Below are 17,532 nucleotides of genomic sequence, written 5' to 3' on the forward strand. Positions count from 1 at the left end.
ATGTCTGACAAAGAGTCGAAACAGATTATGGGTGGTGTTGACCAGAACAAGGTTCGTTCGGGCCTTGTCGCTGCCCTTGATCTGGGAACGACAAAAGCCTGTTGCCTTATCGCCAAACCAGCCGGTGAAGGTGGGTTTGAAGTCGTCGGTATTGGCCATCAGGTTTCCCACGGTTTGCGTTCGGGGGCCATTATCGACATGGAACGTACCGAAGCGACGATCCGCTCAACTGTCGAGGCAGCTGAACAAATGACGGGCGAGAACATTCGCCATGTCATCGTCAATGTTTCGTGTGGCGCTCCCCAGTCCAGGCTGATCGCGTACGAAGTTTCCATTGCCGGCCATGAAATCGGCGATAACGACCTCAGGCGTCTGTTGGATCCCGCAGGCTTACCAGAAGCAGAGAAGAATGAGCGTGAACTGATCCACTTAATTCCGGTTGGATACAGCGTCGATGGCAACAAAGGTGTGCGTGACCCGCGCGGTCTTCACGGTGAGCGTCTTGGTGTCAATATGCACATTATTAGCGCCGCAACCGGGCCGCTTCGCAATCTTGAGCAAGCCGTTGCACGTTGTCATCTGGACATCTGCGGCAAGGTGGTAACGCCTTATGCATCGGCGCTTTCCTGCATTGCCGAAGATGAAACCAATCTGGGCGTTACCTGTATTGACATGGGCGGTGGATCAACCTCGATATCGGTGTTCTTCGACGGCGAACTGGTTCACATCGACTCCATTCCCGTTGGCGGACTTCATGTCACCAACGATATCGCGCGCGGGCTTTCGACACCTCTGGTCCACGCCGAACGCATGAAAACCCTTTACGGCAGCGCTATTCCAACACCTTCGGACGATCATGAAATCATCAAGGTTCCGCTGATCGGTGAAGAGGAAAGTGGTGAGACCAATCAGGTTCCGCGTTCGGTCCTGATCGGCATCATTCGCCCGCGTATTGAAGAAACCTTTGAGATGATCCGTGGTCGCCTGGTTGATGCCGGTTTTGACAAGGTCGCAGGACGCCGCATCGTCCTTACCGGCGGCGCATCGCAACTTCCCGGTGTTCGCGAGATGGCCGCATCGATTCTCGATAAACAGGTTCGTCATGGCAGACCAAGGCCCATTCAGGGACTCGCTGAATCCGTTTCCGGGCCAGCGTTCGCAACATCTGCGGGGCTGTTGCACTTCGCATTTAACAACCCGGCCGAAGAAGCAAAAAGCGCTTATCGGCCAGTCAATGAGCCGAGCGGCCGATTTGCTCGTCTCGGCCAATGGTTAAGGGAGAATTTTTAATGACTTTAAAAAATCAAAAAACGGCCAATTACAGGACTTTCATAAATCACTCATTTGCTTTTAACCAAAATCGGAGGATGACATGAGCATCAATCTGACAATACCGAACAGTGATACACCGCAACTAAAACCACGCATTACCGTCTTTGGCGTTGGCGGCGCAGGCGGAAATGCGGTCAACAACATGATCGAAAAACAACTCGAAGGTGTCGATTTTGTCGTCGCCAACACCGATGCCCAGGCCTTGTCGCAGTCAAAGGCCGATGGTTGCATCCAACTGGGGGCAACCATCACCCAAGGACTGGGTGCAGGTTCCAAACCGGAAGTCGGGCGTGCAGCAGCTGAAGAATCCCTTGCCGAGCTCGAAGAGCAAATCAAGGATTCCCATATGGTGTTCATCGCCGCTGGCATGGGCGGGGGAACCGGAACCGGTGCCGCCCCGGTTGTTGCCAGGGCCGCCAAGGAACGTGGCATTCTGACCGTTGGTGTCGTTACCAAACCCTTCCAGTTCGAGGGTATGCACCGCTATAAACTGGCTGAAGCCGGTATTGAGGACCTTGAGCAGTTCGTTGATACCCTGATCGTTATTCCCAACCAGAACCTGTTCAGGGTCGCAAACGAGCAAACCACCTTCGCCGACGCTTTCAATATGGCCGACGAAGTTCTGTATTCGGGTGTCCGCGGGGTCACCGACCTGATGGTCATGCCGGGCCTGATCAATCTCGATTTTGCCGATATTCGGTCAGTAATGAGCGAAATGGGCAAGGCGATGATGGGAACAGGCGAGGCCGAAGGCGAACGCCGGGCTCTCGACGCTGCGGAAGCGGCGATTGCTAATCCGTTGCTTGATGATTGCTCAATGGCTGGCGCCAAGGGTGTTTTGATCAACATCACCGGTGGCCAGGATATGACCCTGTTTGAAGCCGATGAGGCGGCAAACCGGATCAGATCGGAAGTCGACACCGATGCCTACATCATCTTTGGTTCGACCTTCGATGACAGCCTTGAAGGTTATATCAGGGTTTCTGTTGTCGCCACCGGCATGGATCGCGAAGCCATGGCGGCGCCGGCCCAAACCTTCCTGTCAGTTTCTTCACCCGTCGCCCGTCCAAGCGTCGAAGAAAGCGCCCCGGTCGCTGAAGAGACACCGGCGACACCGGCGGTGGCTGAAGTCGCGACCACGGAAACGGTGGAAGATCAGTCAATTGTCGACCTTGCAGGCATGGCTACCGCATCAACGCAAAACGCGGCCCTGGAGGAATTCATCGATCTTGATATTCCCACCGCTGAATCGACACGGGCGGCCCTCGATATTGCCGAAGCCGAAGAAGAGATCAGTGAGGAAGAAGAGATCAGTGAGAGCGTCGAGGAGCCGGTTGCTGAACCCGAAGCAGAAGTTGCCGAGGAACAGGTGATTGATCAAGGTGAACCAGCCCCTGCAACCCCGGGACAAAATGAAGAAGACGTCTTCATTCCCGATTCACCCATGAGCGCAACCGGTGAGGAAGCTGTTACACCAGCCGATCCCTTCGCCGCTGCGGCCATGGCAAACGGCGCCCAAAGCCAGGAAGAAAAACCGGCTGCCAGCGCCGCAAAAGCGAAAGGCATGGGCCTGTTCGCACGGGTTACCGGGCTGGCTGGCGGAAAAGCCGAGACCAGTGAGACGGTGGAACCTGTGATGTTCAAGCCAAAAGCACCGATGCCGACCCCGGCGCCGGTACTGGCCGCGAGCCCGGAACCGGTTCCTGAGCCCGCCCCGGAGCCAGCTGAAGAGCAGGTAAGTCTGGGTGGTCTCGATCAGTCCGACCGCCTGGAATCTTCTCAGCCCGAGGAGGATTTGCTTGATATTCCGGCATTCCTGCGTCGTCAGGCTAACTGATGGTTATGTTACTGAAACTAACGTAACATTTGGTAACAAAGAGTGATTTGAATGCTTCAAGGGAGGTTGTTAAAAACACCCTTGAAGCATTCTTTTTATTGGCTGAGAACATCAATCAAACACCAAATGCTCCTTGACTGAATATTAACCGGTTTCGGGCAAAGTTTCTTAAAGCAGATTCGGGTGTACAAAACGAAGAACCGAGTATGATTAAGCAGAAGACCTTCAAGAGTTCCATCAGTTGCACCGGCGTCGCCCTTCATTCTGGCGACAAGGTTTCCATGACCCTTATGCCAGGCGAGCCGGGTAGCGGCATCGTTTTCAAACGCACGGATATTCCCGGTGCTGGCGCCAGCATTCCGGCGACCTGGGACAATGTTGTTGAGACGACCATGTGTACGACCCTGGGTAACAAAGACGGCGTCACCATTGCCACTGTTGAACACCTGATGGCGGCATTAGGCGGATCGGGTATCGATAATGCGGTGATCGAGGTTAATGGCCCGGAAGTTCCGGTCATGGATGGCAGCGCCGCTCCGTTTGTTTTTCTTGTTGAATGTGCCGGTACCGTTGAGCAGGACGCACCGCGTCGCTTTATCCGTGTTCTCAAGGCCATAACAGTCGAAGACGGCTCATCGGTCGCCAGTCTTGTCCCGGCAGAGAGCTTCAGCATCGATTTCGATATTGATTTTGAAAGCGCCGCCATTTCCCGCCAGTCGATTTCAATCGGCATGGCTGGTGAAGCCTTTAAAAATGAAGTCTCACGTGCCCGTACTTTCGGCTTCCTGCACGAAGTTGAAGCCCTGCGCGCCGCAGGACTGGCCAAGGGTGGTTCGCTTGATAACGCCGTTGTCGTCAGTGGTGACAAGGTCATTAACGAAGACGGCCTGCGTTACACGGATGAATTCGTCCGTCACAAGGTTCTTGATGCCGTTGGCGACCTTTATCTTGCCGGTGGTGGACTGCTGGGCCATTTTCATGGTGTGTGCACAGGTCACGCTTCCAATAACAAACTGCTTCAGGCGCTGTTTGCCGATGATGAAGCCTGGTGCTACGAAAACATGCCCGCAGCCAGCCGTACTGCCAAAAAATCGCGCCGTGTTTGGTCCGGCGATGTTTCAGCACCGGCAATTGCGGCGACGGCCTGAGCCTGATTATTTAATCCCCGACTGATAACGGGAAAAGGGCGGGAATTCCCCGTCTTTTTTTATGTCCGATTTTTATCCTTTTCCCATGCGACTTGGGCCTGCCGTGATATAGTTCGCCGGTCACCAGTTTAAGGGTAAGGATAACAATGAACCGTCATGTCAAAACACGCCACTTTGGCCTCCTGTTTGTCTTTGCAGGGCTGTTCCTTGTTGCCGCCTGTACCGCCGATGAAGGGCTGCCGGAATATGTTGAACGCCCGGTCGATGAAATTTACAACGACGCCCTGAGTGTCCTTCAGGAAGGTGACTACAAGGATGCCGCCATTATGTTCGACGAGGTCGAACGCCAGCATCCCTATTCAACCTGGGCGACCAAGGCGCAGCTTATGTCTGCCTACAGTTACTATCAGGATGATTCTTACGATAGCGCCGTTGTCGCACTTGACCGCTTCATCCAGTTGCATCCTTCAAGCCCCGATGTGCCTTACGCCTATTATCTAAAGGCGCTTTGTTATTACGAGCAGATTTCCGACATTACCCGCGATCAGAAAATGACCGAACTGGCGATGTTGACTCTTGATGAGCTGGTCAAACGTTTCCCGTCATCGAAATACGCCAAGGATGCCAAGCTGAAGCTTGATCTGACCCGCGATCACCTGGCCGGGAAAGAGATGGAAATCGGCCGCTATTATCTGAAACAAGGACAATACCTGGCTTCATTAAATCGTTTTAAAATCGTCATCGACAATTATCAAAGCACCACCCATGTGCCGGAAGCCCTGCACCGGTTGGCCGAATCTTATGTGGCCCTCGGCGTCACGCTGGAGGCGCAAAAGGTCGCCGCCGTGCTGGGTCATAATTTTCCGGGCAGCGAGTGGTATGCGGACGCCTACGGTTTGGTCGAAGGCAAGATCGTCAAACCTAAGGAAGACGATCCCTGGTACAGGCTGTGGTAATTCAGATCAATGCTGCAATCCCTTTCCATCGCCGATGTTGTCCTGATTGAACGTCTAGAATTGTCTTTCGAGGCGGGGCTTGGCGTTTTAACCGGCGAGACCGGCGCGGGTAAATCGATTCTTCTTGATGCCCTGGGGCTGGCCCTGGGTATGCGCGCTGAAACCCGGCTGGTTCGCCACGGGGCAAAGCAGGCAGCGGTCAGCGCCACCTTCGATTTAAGCGGTGACAATAACCTTGACGCCCTGCTCGACGAACACGGTCTGGCGGCGGATGAGGACTTGCTGATCCTGCGCCGGGTATTGGGCGCGGATGGTCGCTCCCGGGCCTTCGTCAATGATCAGCCGGTCAGCGTTGGCCTTCTTAAACTGCTGGGGGAGACGCTGGTTGAAGTTCATGGACAATTTGAAAGCCAGCGCCTGCTCAGTCCCGCCAACCATCGTGGCTTGCTTGATTCATATGGTGGTCTGAAAGGGGCAATTGGCGATGTTGCCAACCTGTGGCAACAGTGGCGCGTTTCGATAAAGGCCTACGCAGAAGCGGAAAATGAAATGGCGGCGGCCCGCCGTGACCAGGACTTTCTTGTTCATGCCACCCAGGAATTGGGCGATTTGGACCCCAAGGCAGGGGAAGATCAGGCGTTGGCCGCAAAACGCACCATGATGATGCACGGCGAACATTTGATCGACGCTATGAACAAGGCTTTGGGTGACTTGGGCCGTTCTGACGGGCCGGAAGAAATTTTACGTACGGCGGCTCACAAACTGGAGCAGGTCGCCGATAAAGCCGATGGACGCCTGGATGAAGCCATTGCCGCACTGGACCGGGCCGCTATCGAGGCCGCGGAAGGTCAGGCGCTTCTGGAAAAAGCCAGTGGCGAAATCGATCTCGATCCGCAAAAGCTCGAGGCTGTCGAAGAGCGCCTGTTCGCCCTGCGCGCCCAGGCCCGCAAACACAATGTCGATGTTGATGATCTGGCGGATTTGCTGGCCCGTATGCGGGGTCAACTTGCCGATGTGGAAGACGGCGGGGCGCGTTTGGTTCAGTTACAGAAAGCCGAACAGGAAGCCCGCGCCGCCTTTGAGACGTCCGCCCGGTCCTTGTCACAGTCGCGGGCTAAGGCGGCGCTCGCAATGGACAAGGCGGTCGGTCATGAACTGGCCCCCCTGAAAATGGAAAAAGCCACCTTCGTGACTGGCATCGAACATCAGGAAGAGGCCGCATGGGGTGAGCATGGTTGGGACAAGGTCACCTTCGAGGTGTCGACCAATCCCGGCGCCCCGGCAGGGCCCTTGAACCGTATTGCTTCGGGCGGGGAGTTATCGCGCTTTATGCTGGCGCTTAAGGCGGTGCTGGCGTCTTCTGATAAAATTCCGACAATCATCTTCGACGAAGTCGACGCCGGTATTGGCGGGGCGGTCGCCGCCGCCGTTGGCGCGCGCCTGGCCACATTGTCCGAAGGGGCCCAGGTTCTGGTCGTTACTCATTCCCCGCAAGTCGCCTCGCGCGGGGCCTATCACTGGCGGGTTTCAAAGTCCGGTGACGAAGGCCAGGTGCGCACCGCCATTGAACCCCTGGAAAGCGATGCCCGAAAAGAAGAACTGGCCCGCATGTTGGCCGGCGCCGAGGTTACAGAGGAAGCCCGCGCCGCCGCTGACAGCTTGCTTCAAGGTGTTGGCCGGTGAGCAGGGGGCGAGCGCCCGAAGACCTGATGCCGCTTGAGGTCATCACCGAACTGGAGGCCCTGGCCAGGGAAATCGCCCGCCATGATCTCGCTTACCATCAAAAAGACGCCCCGGAAATTTCTGACGCCGACTACGACGCCTTAAAGAAGCGCAACAGCGATATTGAGGTGTTGTTCCCGGATCATATCCGCGATGACAGTCCCTCAAAGCGGGTTGGTGCTGCCGTTGCCACAGGTTTTTCAAAAGTCACCCATGCCCTGCCCATGTTGTCGCTAGGCAATGTCTTTAGCGAAGACGATTACCGGGAATTCATCGACGGGATACGGCGTTTCCTCAAAGAGCTACATGATGATCCGGATGCCCCCCTGGAAATGGTCGCCGAACCGAAAATTGATGGCCTGTCCATCTCGCTGCGTTACGAGAACGGGATTTTCGTTCAGGGCGCGACTCGCGGCGACGGGGCAACGGGTGAGGATGTCACCACCAATGTCCGCACCATGAAAGATTTTCCTGAAACATTACCTGGCGATGTGCCGGGCGTGCTGGAAGTGCGCGGCGAGGTCTATATGTCTGGCAGCGACTTCCTGGCCCTTAACGCGGCACAGGAAAAGGTCGGGGAGAAGGTCTTCGCCAATCCGCGCAACGCCGCCGCCGGTAGCCTGCGCCAACTTGATAGTTCAATTACCGCCAGGCGGCCCTTGTCGTTTTTCGCCTACGCGTTGGGTGAGGTTTCCGCCCCCATTGCCGACACACACTGGGGCATTCTTGAAAAACTCAAAAGTTGGAGCTTTCCGACAAACAGTCAGACAACCCTTTGCGCCGATATTTCGGACGTGCTGGCTTTCTATAATCGCCTGAACGGCGAGCGCGCGGCTTTGGGTTATGACATCGACGGCATCGTCTACAAGGTCAACCGCCTTGATTATCAGGAACGCCTCGGCTTCGTCTCCCGTGCCCCGCGCTGGGCTATCGCCCACAAGTTTCCGGCGGAAAAGGCGACGACGGTCATTAATGCTATCGATATTCAGGTTGGCCGTACCGGCGCCTTAACGCCTGTTGCGCGGTTGGCCCCGGTTACTGTCGGTGGTGTGGTTGTTTCCAATGCTACCCTTCATAACGAGGACGAGATCATCCGTAAGGACGTCCGCATTGGCGATACCGTCGTCATCCAGCGTGCTGGGGATGTCATACCGCAAGTCGTTGAAGTGGTGGCTGAAAAACGTCCAGCGACGAGTGAGCCCTACGTTTTCCCCGATACCTGCCCGGAATGCGGCAGTCACGCGATCCGCGAGGAGGGCGAAGTTGCCCGGCGCTGTACCGGCGGGCTGGTCTGCCCGGCCCAGGCAGTCGAACGCCTGAAGCATTTCGTCTCGCGCAATGCCTTCGATATCGAAGGCATGGGCGGCAAACATGTGGAGGCTTTTATCGCGGGTGGCCTGATCACCTCACCGGCGGATATCTTCCGTCTCGCTGCCCAAGCGGACATGCTATCAAAAAAGGAAGGATGGGGCGGCAAATCAGTGGAAAACCTGATCGCCTCTATTGAGGAGCGGCGCTCCATCACGTTGGACCGGTTTATTTACGCCCTGGGGATTCCCCAGGTCGGGCAGGCGACGGCCAGACTGCTGGCCAAGCAATACGGCTCGCTGGATTCCTGGCGAAGCGCCATGAGGGATGCCAAAATCCACGGCTCGGAAGCCTTCGGGGATTTAACCAACATTGACGGTATCGGCCCATCGGTAGCCGAAGACCTGATAGAATTCTTCGATGAAGAACACAACCGGCATGTGGTCGCCGATCTTGAAGCTGAGCTGACCATTGAAGATTTCATCGCCCCCGACATCGACTCCTCGGCCATCGCCGGAAAGACCATGGTCTTCACCGGTTCTCTCGAAACAATGAGTCGCGGTGAGGCCAAGGCGAAGGCGGAAAGCCTGGGGGCCAAGGTTGCCGGGTCCGTATCGAAAAAGACCGACTACGTGGTCGTTGGCGCAGACGCGGGGTCAAAGGCGCGCCGGGCCCAGGAACTGGGCGTCACCTGCTTAAGCGAGCAGGAATGGCTGGATCTGGTGGGGGCTTAATGCAGCTTCGACGGAAGCTCGTCGATGGCGGCGTCTATCAGGGCGTTGCCTTTTTTGCCGGAAACTTTATCGCTAAGGATACGGCGGCTGGCTTCCAGAGCGACGTCGATGGCGGCGGCGCGAATTTCGTCATGGGCTGAAACCTCTGCCTGGGCGATCCGGTCCGTGGCCTGTCGCTGGCGGCGGGCGACCAGTTCTTCCAGGTCTTTGGCGGCCTTATCGACAAGGTACTCAGATTCTTTTCTGGCCCGTTCGGCAATTTCCGTGGCCTCACCGGCGGCATCGCGTTGCTTGCGCTCGTAGGATGCCAACAGTTCCTGTGCTTCTTCGCGAAGACGGGTGGCCTCTTCAATTTCAGTGCGGATCGCCTCGGATCGCACATCAAGGGCTGCGGAAATTTTCTGATAAACGGTTTTACCAACAAGCGCGATGGTGATGATGAAGGCGACCATCACCAAAAAATGGGTGTCTTCATACCAGGCCCCGTGGGCGGCTGCAGCACCGGCTTCGGCTGCATAGGCGATGCTGATCATTGGCGTTCCTCCATAACGACGCTAACAATCTTGGCCACATCGGCTTCGCTTAAATCTTCCCCGGAAACCTTTTGGCAGGCGCTGAGGGCGACTTCGGCGGCGACCACACTTAAACCCGCCATGGCCGTCTCCTTGGCTTCAAGGATGCGGGTTTCGGCGTCCTGGATCTGGCCTTCCAGCTTGGCGCTAACCTCGGCTTGGGTCTTGGCGGCTTTTTCGGCAATGGCGTTGTGAGTTTCAAGCATGATCTCATGGGCCTTGCTGCGGGCTTCGGCGAGGGCCGCTTCGTAAGCCTGGGCGGCTGCTTCGGCCTCTTCCTTCAGGGTTTCGGCTTTTTTCAGGTTATCATCGATCTTGTGCTGACGTTCTTCAAGAACCTGCGAGATTCTGGGCAGGGCGACACGCGACATCGTGAAATAGAGCACGATAAAGGTAAGGCCCAGCCAGATCAGCTGCGGTGGAAAGGTCGAAATATCAAGCTGCGGCAGACCTGCGGCCAGGGCAGGTGTACTGCCCAAGGCGAGAAGGACTGCCAAGCCGGTAATCGACGTTACCGCAGTTTTCAAGATCCGCATGAAATGCTCCTGATCAAACTCTGTTCTTAGGTGAACAGGATCAGGAACGAGATCAGCAGCGCGTACAGCGCAACGGCCTCAACCAGGGCGAAGCCAAGCATGGCCAGGCCAAAAACCTGACCACGAGAAGCCGGGTTACGTGCGATGGAGCTGATCAGCGATGAAAAGATGTTACCGATACCGGCGCCAACACCACCCAGTCCGATAACGGCAAGACCAGCGCCAATCATTTTTGCGGCATCAAGTTCCATAGTCCAAATTCCTTAAGTTGCTAAAATTAATCAAAGTTGTTGTTAAGCGATAAGCGTAAGTTTAATTAGCGCCTAATGCAGGTGAATGGCATCGTTCAAATACAGGCACGTCAACACGGTGAACACATATGCTTGCAGGAACGCTACCAGAAATTCAAAAGCGGTCAGGGCAACGTCAACGCCAAGGGGCGCCCATCCGCCGAAAAACCCCAGGGGAATAATAAAGCCCGCGAACACCTTCATCATCGTGTGTCCGGCCATCATGTTGGCGAACAAGCGGATGGAAAGGCTGATCGGGCGCGACAGATACGACAAGACCTCAATGGGGATCAGCACCGGGGCCATCACCATGGGAACGCCCGAGGGCAGGAAAAGCGTGAAAAAATGTAGTCCGTGGCGAACGATGGCGATCACCGTGACGCCCAAAAACACCACCATGGCCATGGTAAAGGTCACGGCAATATGACTGGTGAAGGTAAAGGCATAGGGGATCAGGCCGATCAGATTGGCAAACAGGATGAACATGAATAACGAAAAGATGAACGGAAAATACTTGCGGCCTTCATTGCCAACATTATCGCGTATCATCCCGGCGATGAATTCATAACTGATCTCGGCCATTGATTGCCAGCGGCCGGGTATCAGCGAGCGCTGGCGCATGCCAAGGCTCAGGAAAAGCGAAATGGCGGCGACCGTGATGACCATGAACAGGCCGGCATTGGTCAGTGACGCATCGACGCTTCCCAGTTGAATGGGGACCAGGGTTTTGATCTGAAACTGCTCTAGGGGGTTCGCCACGTTATTTGCCGCCCGTTTCCTTGTTGTTTTCATCCGCGCCATATGGCGCATTATTATTTTTCATCTGCGAGGGTACACCCCCGGTAGGCTCTTTGTCTTCTGCATATCCAACGGCCATGCCGAGCCCGCTCGCCGCCCTGTAAACATTCAAAACCCCGGCAGCCGCGCCGAGGAAAAAGAATACTACCAAGAACCAAGGCTTCGTATCCAGCCAGTTATCCAGAAAGTACCCGATTCCCACACCAACGATCAAGGCCGCCACCAATTCGGTGCCGATACGAATGGCCATACTGTAACCGGACATATCCTGATTGCCGGAAGTCTTGCCCGTATGGCTCTTTTCGCGTGCCTGATGCAGGCGCTTGTCAAGGTCTTCCAGTTCTTCCGCGGACTTCTTGTCGCTCATAGGATCAGCGCCTTTAGGAGTCTACGGCAGGGTTGGAACAGTGCCTCGAAACGAAGCGAAAATTAAAGCCCGGCACGGACCCTGTCAAGGACCAATAGGGCCTACATAAACGTTTGATAATATTAGCAAAATCAGGGGAGGAATCGGGCGCGCAGCCGCCACGGGCTGTTTCACGCACACTTCCGGTGAGCTTTAAACAGCGAGCCTGTAAATCTAGGCGGCGTGGTGATGCTTTTCGATCTTGTTACAATTGGCCGCCACAGGGGTCGTTTTGCGCCCGGTGCTAACCCGGTTGTCCGTATAGACAACGTCAGATTCCGGTGTTTCGTCAGCCATTAACGAGCGAACAACCTCAGGGATCATTCGGCGTTCCACGCCAATATCCGCCAGCATACGATCACTTAAGGCTTCCAGTTCATCAACTGCTTTTTTGTAATGGTGGGCTTCCATATTGGTTGTCCACGGGATGCGTTTGATGAATTTGACGATGGCCCTGCCAGCGGTCAAAAGCATGTCCGCGATCAGCCGGGATTGTTCGCTCCTGGCGGCGGCAATCATGGCGGCGGGATGGCGGTTGATGATTTGATCACTTTCCGTGAGCAGATCGTTAGCGATACGGCCTTCAATGCGCAGGTCATTTGCTAAGTTGTTCATGGTCAGGCTCCTTTCCGTACCCGCATCGTTAGCTACATTATAGGAGGCATTATAAACCCTTTGTAATCAAAGCTTAAGCGGCAATGTTGCAGTGCAGCATTGCGCCTGTCGCATAGCTCGTGAATGACCATGGAGAAAGCCTGTTTGGCGGGAAAATTTTGTGGGGTGTGGGGGAGTTCTTATGCCGTTTTTCTAAGTTCATCGGCCATTTTCAGGTCGACGGAAACCAGTTGCGAGACGCCGCGTTCCGACATGGTGACGCCGAACAGGCGATCCATGCGGGCCATGGTCAGGCGGTGATGGGTGATCACCAGGAAGCGGGTGTGTCCGGAATGGGACATCTCGGTTAGCATCGAGCAGAACCTGTCGACGTTGGCGTCATCCAGCGGTGCGTCAACTTCGTCGAGCACACAGATCGGCGCCGGGTTGGTCAGGAAAACCCCGAACAGCAGGGCCAGCGCCGTCAACGCCTGCTCGCCACCGGACAGCAGAGACAACACTTGCAGGCGTTTGCCTGGCGGGCTGGCCATAATTTCCAATCCGGCTTCCAGCGGGTCGTCGCTGTCGGTCAAGGTTAGATGGGCGCGGCCGCCACCGAACAGGCGCACGAACAGTTCCTGGAAGTGTTTATCAACCTCGTGGAATGAAGCGAGAAGACGCTGCCTTCCCTCCCTGTTCAACTCGGCGATGCCCTTGCGCAGTTTCGCAATCGCTGCGGTCAGGTCATCACGTTCGCTAAGCAGTGTTTCGACCTGTTCGGTCAACTCCTGCATTTCCTGTTCGGCGCGCAGGTTGACCGGGCCCATGGTGTCGCGTTCGCGGAGCAGGCGTTCCACCTTGCGCTCGCTGGCCTCCATGTCGGGCAGTTCCTTGTCTTCGTTTAGGGCGGCAATTTCAAACAACTGGTCAGGTGTGGCGTCCAGTTTGTCCAGCACCCGTTCGAGGATGCCTTCGATGGCCTGTTCGGCCTGATCGACAAAACCCTGATAGCGGACCCGGTTTTCGCGCGCCTGGGCCAGGTCGGCTTCGGCGCTGCGCAGGGCTTTGTCAGCCTCGGTGAGTCGGGTTTCGGCAACAGCCAGCTTGTCGGCTGACTGTTTACGGGTGGCTTCGGACTGCTCGATACTTTCCATCAGGACGGCGCGTTTGGCTTCTATTTCCTTTGGCAGGGCGGAAAGCCGGTCAATTTCCGCGCTCTCTGCCTGCTGGCGTTCGCTCAACTGATCGATCTGGTGTGTGGCCCCTTCGATGCGTTGCCGCCAGTTCGTCAGTTCGCGTTCAATATCGGCGAGGCGGCGGCGGCGTTCTTCGGCGGCGCGAACCAACGTATCGAAGGCGCTTTGGCATTCCACCTGAACGGTTCGCCGTTCGGCCAGATCGGCCCGATGGCCGGTGATCTTGTCGCGGGCAACCTCGGCATTGGGCAGGGCCGCCAGCGCTTCGCGGGTTTCAAGGGCGCGCGCGTCGGTTTCTTCCTGATCGGTCTTTATGGAAGTCGCCATCTCGATCATCGTCGAAAGTCTGGAAGAATGATGGGCCGCTTTTTCCTTGATCTCGGTGAGAACGTCGCGGGCCTGACCATAGGCTGTGTCGGCGCTGTTGGCATCGGCGCGGGCTTCGCGTTCCGCTGCTTGCGTCTGTTCGGCAATTTCGCGAGCTTTACCGGCGGTGGCATCGGCGTCGGCAACATCGGCGCGGGCGTCATCAAGACTGTCGCGGATGGTGTTCAGGCGATTGCGTTGCTGGAGGCGGGCGGCGGCGGCGGTTTCGGCTCCGGCGGACATGGTAAAGCCATCCCAGCGCCACATGGCACCGTCGCGACTGACCAGCGACTGGCCCTGCTTGAGGCCGTCGGCAAGACGGTTACCCGACTCTTCATCATCAACGATGCCGATCTGGCTGAGGCAGCGGGTCAACGCCGGGGGGCCGGAAACGAAACGGCTTAAGGGTTCGGCTCCACCGGGCAGATTGACCGGCTGGCTGAAGGGAAGCAGGGTGCGCCAGCGAACCGGTGCCGGTTCGTCGCTGGATGCGGAAAGATCTTCGCCCAGGGCTGCGCCCAGAGCCGCCTCGAAACCCGGATTGACGCTAACCTGATCGATCATTGCCGGCCAATCGCCTGAATCACCGGCTTTCAGCACGTCTGCCAGGGCCTGCTCTTCGGCCAGAAGCCGGGTCAGGGTGGATTGTGTGGTGTGCTGATGGGAAACAGAGCGCGAGATATTTTCGGTCGCCTCGCTACGTGCCTGTTCAGCATTTTCGGTGCGATTTCTGGCATTTTGCAAAGCTGTTTGATGATTTTCCAGGGTTGCTTCAGCATCGGCAAGAACGGTGGCATCGATGGCTTTGGCCTCAAGACGGGCGCGTTGTTCTTCAGTATCGGCAGCGCGGGCTTTCAGACGTTCGCTGCGGTGGGTCAGGTCATCCATGGTCCGGTGCAGGCTGGCGCGTCTGGCTTCGTTGTCGGCCAACTGATCGGTCAACGCGGTTAGCACGGCGTCCAGTTCGTCAACGCGGGTATTGGCCTCGGTCAGTTTTTCCTGGGCCTGCTGGCCGTCTTCTTCTTCACCCTGACGGGCCGAATCAATGGTTTTGCGTTCCGCCTCAAGGGTGCTCATCGCCTGGGTGGCGTCCCCCGCAAGGGCTTTTTCCCGCTCGATGTCGGCGGCAATTTGCTCAAGCCTTCGAGCACCCTCGGCGCTGGCTTCGGCAATGCGTTGTTCTTCTGCCTCAAGGCCATCGCGGGCGACTGTCTGACGGTGCAATTCCGCCGCCGTTTCGGCTTCCCTGGCGCGCAAGTCGGGCAGATCGGTTGCGGCTTCTGCCTGGGCCGTCGAATTGGTCGCAGCCAGACGGGTCAACTCTTCGACCATGCCCGAGGCGGCGAGGAGTTCCTGGCGGTGGGCATCCAGTTCGCCGCTCGCCTGAACCCAGCGCAGATGGTAGAGGGTCGCTTCGGACTTGCGGATGTGATCGGACAGATTTCGGTAACGGTTGGCTTGTCGGGCCTGTTTTTTCAAGCCCTGCATCTGGACTTCAAGAGTTCCCAGAATATCTTCCAGCCGTTCCAGATTGGTTTCCGCACCGCGCAGGCGCAGTTCTGCTTCATGACGACGGGAATGCAGGCCGGTGATGCCGGCGGCTTCTTCCAGCAGCGAGCGGCGTTGTTCCGGCTTGGCGGCAATGACGGCGCCGATGCGGCCCTGGCTGACCATCGCCGTGGAGCGGGCCCCGGTGGCTGAGTCGGCGAACAGGAGTTGCACATCCTTGGCCCGTGTTTCCTTGCCGTTAACCCGGTAGGTAGAACCTTTCTCGCGCTCGATGCGGCGACTGATATCGAGTTCGTCAAATTCGTTGAACTGGGCCGGTGCTGTGCGTTCGGCGTTGCCCAGGTTGAGCACCACTTCGGCGATGTTGCGAGCCGGGCGTTCTGCGGTACCGCCGAAGATGACATCTTCCATGCCGCTGCCGCGCATTTGTTTCGCCGATGTCTCGCCCATCACCCAGCGCAAGGCTTCAACCAAATTGGACTTGCCGCAGCCATTGGGTCCGACGACGCCGGTCAGGCCGGGTTCAATAAGCAATTCAGTCGGATCGACGAATGACTTAAAACCTGCAAGTCTGAGTTTAGAAAAACGGAGCAATGGTTGGTTTCCTGAAGTTTAGAAAAAAGCCGGTTTGTTTTATTGTTTTTTGGCCAGCGCTTTGTTCAGAATATCCTTGAAATCTTCGTAAGGAAGGTTGCCCGGGACTTTAACGCCCTCAATGAAGAACGTCGGGGTCGATTCAACGCCAAGAACCTGACTGGCCTCCTGTGCCTTTGCCTGCAAGGCGTTGAGGAGGTCTTGATTGTCGAGACAGTTTTCAAGATCGTCGACGCCCATACCGCTGAGGCGGGCGATTCCGGCGATGGCGTCAAAGGGGGTATTGCTACGAGCCCATGTTTCCTGCGACTGGAAAAAGGCGTCGATCATCGGAATGTAGTTTTTTTGACCCGAACAGCGGGCGACCATCGCCGCCGCCATGGCCAGATTGCCAAGCGGGAAATCCCAAAAAACAATCCTTACCTTTCCGGTGTCGACGAAATCCCGCTTTATGCTGGGCAGGGCGTCTTTATGAAATGACGCGCAGTGGGGACAGGTCAGCGAGGAATATTCGATCATGGTGACCGGCGCATCGGCGCGGCCTATGGATTTTTCGGCCATGGCCTCAGCCAGCGGTGCATTCTCGGCAAAGCCTGAAGTGGCCGCAAACATGAAAATGGATACTGCTATCCCTAGTAGGTAACGAGCCAAAACACCCTCCAATAACACAACATGTAGACTATATTAAACGGACTATAGAATCGCCTCAAGCACGGAGTCGACTCCTTTTCAGCACGCCCTGTGGACAGTTTTTCCAAGTCAGGCCGATATGGGCGTTATTAAGGCTTTTGTTTGAGAGTTTTGCCCAGAACAGCCCGTCCCAGACCCTCCAGGGCCTGATGCAAATCCTCATCCTCAATATCGCTTAAATTCTTTAACAACCCGCGTTCTTCGGTTTCCGGCAAAGGCGGAACCGGCGGCGGCGGTGACCCTGGAGGCTCTGGCAGGGGCCCTTGATTAATGTGAATACGCTCAACGGCGGCATAACCGAAATAGCTGTTAATTTTTTCAATCAGGACATCTCCCTGATGCTGCACATAGGTTGCCAGCCCGCCGTTATTGATACGCAGATGCAAGACGCCCCTGTCTTTGTTGCCCGGGGAGTAGTGGATTTTTTCCGGCGCGCTATGGTCAGCCAGATGTTCACCGGCAATCACCGGCCAATCATTGATAATTGCAGCATCGGCGAAACCGCGTACGCCGAAGATCGGTTTGGTGATCTTGCCAACGTGTTCGGCCAGGGTTTTGGCCCTGCCGCCTCTTTGTCGATTTTTCTGAGCCATTGTTTGTCAAAGATAGCGCCATGATCGAAGGGGAACAACAGCGTCTTCTGACGGGCCTGTGAATCGAGCCTGAATCATCTCTAACACGAGCCGAAAGAATCCTGTGACTCCATGAACTTAACACATAATCTGGAATTTTTTAATGTTGGATTTTGGCACGTCACACTATATAGTGCGTTAACGTTTTTTTTTGAGGGCGGTTATTGATGGATATACTCCACTCGAACCGGCGATGGGTTTGTGTCGGCATGGCCGCTGCTTTTGCGGTTGTGCTTTCTGTTGGCAGTTCTTCGGCTGAGACCCTTTCGGAATTGCTGCCGGATTTTCTCGACAATCATAATCTGTCCAAGG

At 56.2% G+C, this 17,532-nt stretch carries 16 protein-coding genes; 7 read left to right on the forward strand and 9 right to left on the reverse strand.

The genetic code is table 11. From position 1 onward, the window contains the following. The first annotated feature begins 27 nt into the window (after positions 1–27). The 6 genes from ftsA to ligA all read left to right on the forward strand — a co-directional run bounded on the left by ftsA (position 28) and on the right by ligA (position 9,037). The gene (gene ftsA / locus HOL66_12660) at positions 28–1,290 is read left to right on the forward strand and encodes a cell division protein FtsA (protein MBT5245083.1); all 1,263 of its coding nucleotides are present in this window, start codon (positions 28–30) and stop codon (positions 1,288–1,290) included. 82 nt (positions 1,291–1,372) lie between these two features. Further along, positions 1,373–3,169 carry a cell division protein FtsZ gene (ftsZ, locus tag HOL66_12665; protein ID MBT5245084.1) on the forward strand — a complete coding sequence of 599 codons (1,797 nt, stop codon included), beginning with the start codon at positions 1,373–1,375 and terminating at the stop codon, positions 3,167–3,169. Positions 3,170–3,375: 206 nt separating this feature from the next. Then, positions 3,376–4,317: a UDP-3-O-acyl-N-acetylglucosamine deacetylase gene (locus HOL66_12670; protein MBT5245085.1), complete on the forward strand. Its 942-nt coding sequence runs from the start codon at positions 3,376–3,378 to the stop codon at positions 4,315–4,317. A gap of 146 nt (positions 4,318–4,463) precedes the next feature. Then, entirely contained in the window at positions 4,464–5,273 is an 810-nt protein-coding gene (locus HOL66_12675) for an outer membrane protein assembly factor BamD (GenBank protein ID MBT5245086.1), read from the forward strand. Positions 5,274–5,282: 9 nt separating this feature from the next. Continuing rightward, positions 5,283–6,956 (forward strand): DNA repair protein RecN, encoded by a 1,674-nt coding sequence (recN, locus tag HOL66_12680; protein MBT5245087.1) that lies wholly within the window; start codon positions 5,283–5,285, stop codon positions 6,954–6,956. Between the two features lie 26 nt (positions 6,957–6,982). Then, complete coding sequence (gene ligA / locus HOL66_12685) at positions 6,983–9,037, forward strand: NAD-dependent DNA ligase LigA (GenBank protein MBT5245088.1); 2,055 nt, start codon at positions 6,983–6,985, stop codon at positions 9,035–9,037. Here the strand turns inward: ligA and HOL66_12690 are convergent. The 9 genes from HOL66_12690 to HOL66_12730 form a co-directional block, all read right to left on the reverse strand. Then, a complete protein-coding gene (locus HOL66_12690; GenBank protein MBT5245089.1) occupies positions 9,034–9,570 on the reverse strand; it encodes a F0F1 ATP synthase subunit B in 537 nt (178 codons plus the stop codon). The genes ligA and HOL66_12690 overlap by 4 nt on opposite strands. Further along, on the reverse strand, positions 9,567–10,145 hold the full coding sequence (locus HOL66_12695; GenBank protein ID MBT5245090.1) for a F0F1 ATP synthase subunit B': 579 nt from the start codon (positions 10,143–10,145) through the stop codon (positions 9,567–9,569). The genes HOL66_12690 and HOL66_12695 overlap by 4 nt, the downstream gene beginning before the upstream one ends. 26 nt (positions 10,146–10,171) lie before the next feature. Beyond that, positions 10,172–10,396, reverse strand: a complete 225-nt coding sequence (locus HOL66_12700) for a F0F1 ATP synthase subunit C (GenBank protein MBT5245091.1) — start codon at positions 10,394–10,396, stop codon at positions 10,172–10,174. Positions 10,397–10,468: 72 nt separating this feature from the next. Continuing rightward, the gene (locus HOL66_12705; GenBank protein MBT5245092.1) at positions 10,469–11,194 is read right to left on the reverse strand and encodes a F0F1 ATP synthase subunit A; all 726 of its coding nucleotides are present in this window, start codon (positions 11,192–11,194) and stop codon (positions 10,469–10,471) included. Between the two features lies 1 nt (position 11,195). Beyond that, a complete protein-coding gene (locus HOL66_12710) occupies positions 11,196–11,600 on the reverse strand; it encodes an AtpZ/AtpI family protein (GenBank protein MBT5245093.1) in 405 nt (134 codons plus the stop codon). A gap of 213 nt (positions 11,601–11,813) precedes the next feature. Then, on the reverse strand, positions 11,814–12,254 hold the full coding sequence (locus tag HOL66_12715; protein MBT5245094.1) for a DUF1127 domain-containing protein: 441 nt from the start codon (positions 12,252–12,254) through the stop codon (positions 11,814–11,816). A 179-nt stretch (positions 12,255–12,433) separates the two neighbouring features. Continuing rightward, a complete protein-coding gene (locus HOL66_12720) occupies positions 12,434–15,898 on the reverse strand; it encodes an AAA family ATPase (protein MBT5245095.1) in 3,465 nt (1,154 codons plus the stop codon). 39 nt (positions 15,899–15,937) lie between these two features. After that, a complete protein-coding gene (locus HOL66_12725; GenBank protein MBT5245096.1) occupies positions 15,938–16,510 on the reverse strand; it encodes a DsbA family protein in 573 nt (190 codons plus the stop codon). A gap of 167 nt (positions 16,511–16,677) precedes the next feature. Next, the gene (locus HOL66_12730; GenBank protein MBT5245097.1) at positions 16,678–17,181 is read right to left on the reverse strand and encodes a DUF721 domain-containing protein; all 504 of its coding nucleotides are present in this window, start codon (positions 17,179–17,181) and stop codon (positions 16,678–16,680) included. Between the two features lie 206 nt (positions 17,182–17,387). On the opposite strand from HOL66_12730, the gene HOL66_12735 reads away from it, so the two are divergent. After that, on the forward strand, positions 17,388–17,532 hold a 145-nt coding region (locus tag HOL66_12735), incomplete at its 3' end, for a hypothetical protein (GenBank protein MBT5245098.1).

Source organism: Rhodospirillaceae bacterium (assembly GCA_018662005.1).
In the GTDB taxonomy this organism is placed as follows: Bacteria; Pseudomonadota; Alphaproteobacteria; order Rhodospirillales; family JABHCV01; genus JACNJU01.